The following is a 3,194-nucleotide window of genomic DNA, read 5'->3' as shown; positions in this document are numbered from 1 at the left end:
ACGACGATTGTACAGGATGCTGTGATCGATATTACTAAGAGTGTAGATCCGACGAGCATCAGTGCTCCTGCGACCTTGAATTATACGATCAACGTCACCAACGAAGGCAACGTAAGCTTGACCGGAGTAGTGGTAACCGATCCATTCACAGACGGAGTAACTCCATTGGCCTTGACCGGCGGGGATACTGACAACGACGGTGAGTTGGACTTGACAGAGATCTGGACCTACGAGACGAGCTATGCTGCAGATCAGGCAGCTGTAGATGCGGGTGCTGACATTGTGAACACAGCGTTTGTGGACAGCAACGAGACTGCGCAAGACCAGGCGAGTGCGACCACGACGATCATACAAAACAAAGCCATCGAAATTGTCAAGAGCGCAAATCTTATACCTGTAGAGGGTGAGGATTGCGTTGAAGTAACAGCTGGAGAGACAGTGATTACTTATACTTTCACAGTGACCAACGAGGGTAATGTATCCCTGACTGGTATTGAAGTGAAAGATGAGTTGCCAGGCTTATCCGCGATCAACTTTGTTGAAGGAGACGACAACAACGACGGTATCTTGGATGTAAATGAGATCTGGACATATAATGCTGAGTACACTGTTATACAGGCAAACCTTGAGTCAGGCTTGATCGAGAATACTGCCGAAGTGACTACGGATGACGAAACAGTATCTGATGAGGATACCTTAACGATACCATTATGCCAGGAAGCGGATATCGCCATCACTAAATCTGCCTCAGTAGATTCTGAAGATGATTGCTATGATACGGATGATATAGTTACCTACACATTCACTGTATATAACACAGGTAATGTGGCCTTGAATAATGTGCTGATCGATGAGACTTATCACTTTACAGGAACTGGTGCACTATCTGATATCAGTTTTGTAGAAAGTAGTGAAAATAGTGCTGAGGGTACTTTGTTACCAGGTGAGAATGCTACTTACACAGCAACATACACTATCACAGATGAGGATACAGAGCTTGGTTATATCAACAACCAGGCTGAGGTGACTGCCCAATTCGGTGCAACTGAAGTAAATGATCTATCAGGTGAAACAGTTGTGGATAATCTTGAGACGCAGGTAGACCTTTGTCAGAGACCTTCTATCGACATCACTAAAACGGTTGCTAATAACGATGATGTACTTGGTGGCAATGTAGTCTTTGAATTGAGAGTGACTAACACTGGAAATACTACTCTATATAATATATATGTAGAAGATGAGACTACAGGTGATAATTGGACAGTTCTTGAATTGGCACCAGAAGCATATGATATCCATACTGTCATAGTACCTATTAGTCAAGAACTGATCGATGCTGAATGCTATACCAATACTGCATTTGCAGAAGTAAGAAGATACTTCGAAGAACCACAAAGCCCAGGATCTAATGAGGCAAATGGTGAAGAATATGAAGTGATCGCAAGAGATATGACTGAGGCTCAAGCTTGCTTTACCCAGAATCCTGAATTGACAATTGATAAGTCTATTGTTTCTGGTGATCCATATAATACAGTGGATGCGGAAATTAGCTATGAGTATGTAGTTACCAACTCAGGTAATCTAACCCTCTATGGGCCATTTACTGTAAATGATGATAAAATCGGTGAGTTGATTGATGATTCAAATACACTAGACTTGACTCCAGGAGCTACTATTACCTTCGAAGGTACTTACACAGTAACTCAGGAAGATTTGACAAATATGTCTGTAACCAACATTGCTACAGCAATTGGTTACCTAGGGAATGAAGAAACCATAGAAAGTGATCCAGATGAGGCCACTGCTAATTCACTTTACAATGATATCATTGCTAATGATGACGATGCAGGAACTTATACCATTGATGGAGGTACTGCTTCTATCAATGCATTTGACAATGACTCTTTCATGGGTGGAGCTGCTAATTCAGGAAATGTAACACTTACTACAGTTATTGCTGATCCTGAAGCTGTCTTGACAGTTGATTCCGAAGGAGTGATTACTATTGCTCCAGATGCAGAAGCGGGAGATTATCAGTTGACTTATAGAATTACAGAAATTGGTAACGCTTCTAATTATGCAGAGGCAATCATTACTGCTACAGTTGAGCCAGTTCTTCTGTTGGATGAAATAGAATCTTATTGTGAACTTGATGCGCCATATTTAAGATGGTTACTAGAGCCAGCGAATTTTAATTTGCAAGATCTTGCCCCTGGAGACCCTACTCCATTGACTATGATCTGGTATGATAGCAATGATGCTGAAATCATCAGGTTTGAAGATGTTCCTATGGAAGGATACATGTTATTCCCTGGTGCAGATACCTTGCCTGGTGGATATGGTAGCCAGTGGCCTGGTTGGAGATTTGTCAATGAGCAATGGGAGGCAGGAGACTTTAACTATGCTGCTGTTAGAGAACCAGGTGCATATGTGAAATTCGAGCTGAACCCAGAGGTAAGCTCAGAAATTGCTTATCCTGGAGCTACAGAGGCTTGTGATCCTAATCCAAACCCTCCAATTGCTATCGATGATGATATGACTGGAACTCCAGTAGTATCTGCAAATGGTTATGAGGACATAGTAAATGTATTGGATAACGATATGTTGGGAGCAATTACTGGATTGAATACTACTTTGGTAGATATTTCAATTGTATCTGAAAGCACACCAGGCGTATTGAGTCTTGATTTGACTACGGGACTTGTATCAGTAGCACCAAATACTCCTTCTGGTACCTATACTTTAGAATATAGAATATGTACTAATCCAAATCCTACAAATTGTGACACAGCCGTTGTGACTGTTTTGGTAGTAACTCCAAGTATTGAGTTGCTAAAAGATGGAGTCTTTAATGACGATATTACAGGAGATGGATTTGCTCAAGTGGGTGAATCCGTTACCTACACTTTCTCTGTGGAAAACACAGGAGATATAGAGTTAACTGATGTGACCTTAGTGGATGATAAAGTAACGGTAATCGGAGGTCCTATCGCAACTTTAGCGGCTGGTGATATTGATACAAATACCTTTACTGCAACTTATATTCTTACTCAAGAAGATATAGATAGTGGAGTTGTTCTAAACTTGGCTACTGTTAGTGCTGAAGGTCCTAGAGGTAATCCAAATGATCCATCTGATGATGTGACGGACGAATCTTCTGATCCGACTCCAGTGACCGAGCCAACTGATCCTGA

Annotated in this window: 1 protein-coding gene; it reads left to right on the top strand. The window is 41.6% G+C overall.

The window, feature by feature from the left end; genetic code table 11:
* Positions 1-3,194: DUF7507 domain-containing protein (locus LV85_RS18005; protein WP_146260503.1), on the top strand; the 3,194-nt coding region annotated here is incomplete at both ends.

Origin of the sequence: Algoriphagus chordae (assembly GCF_003254055.1) — a bacterium.
GTDB classification, from domain to species: domain Bacteria; phylum Bacteroidota; class Bacteroidia; order Cytophagales; family Cyclobacteriaceae; genus Algoriphagus; species Algoriphagus chordae.
This window is presented reverse-complemented; position numbering and strand designations above follow the sequence as displayed.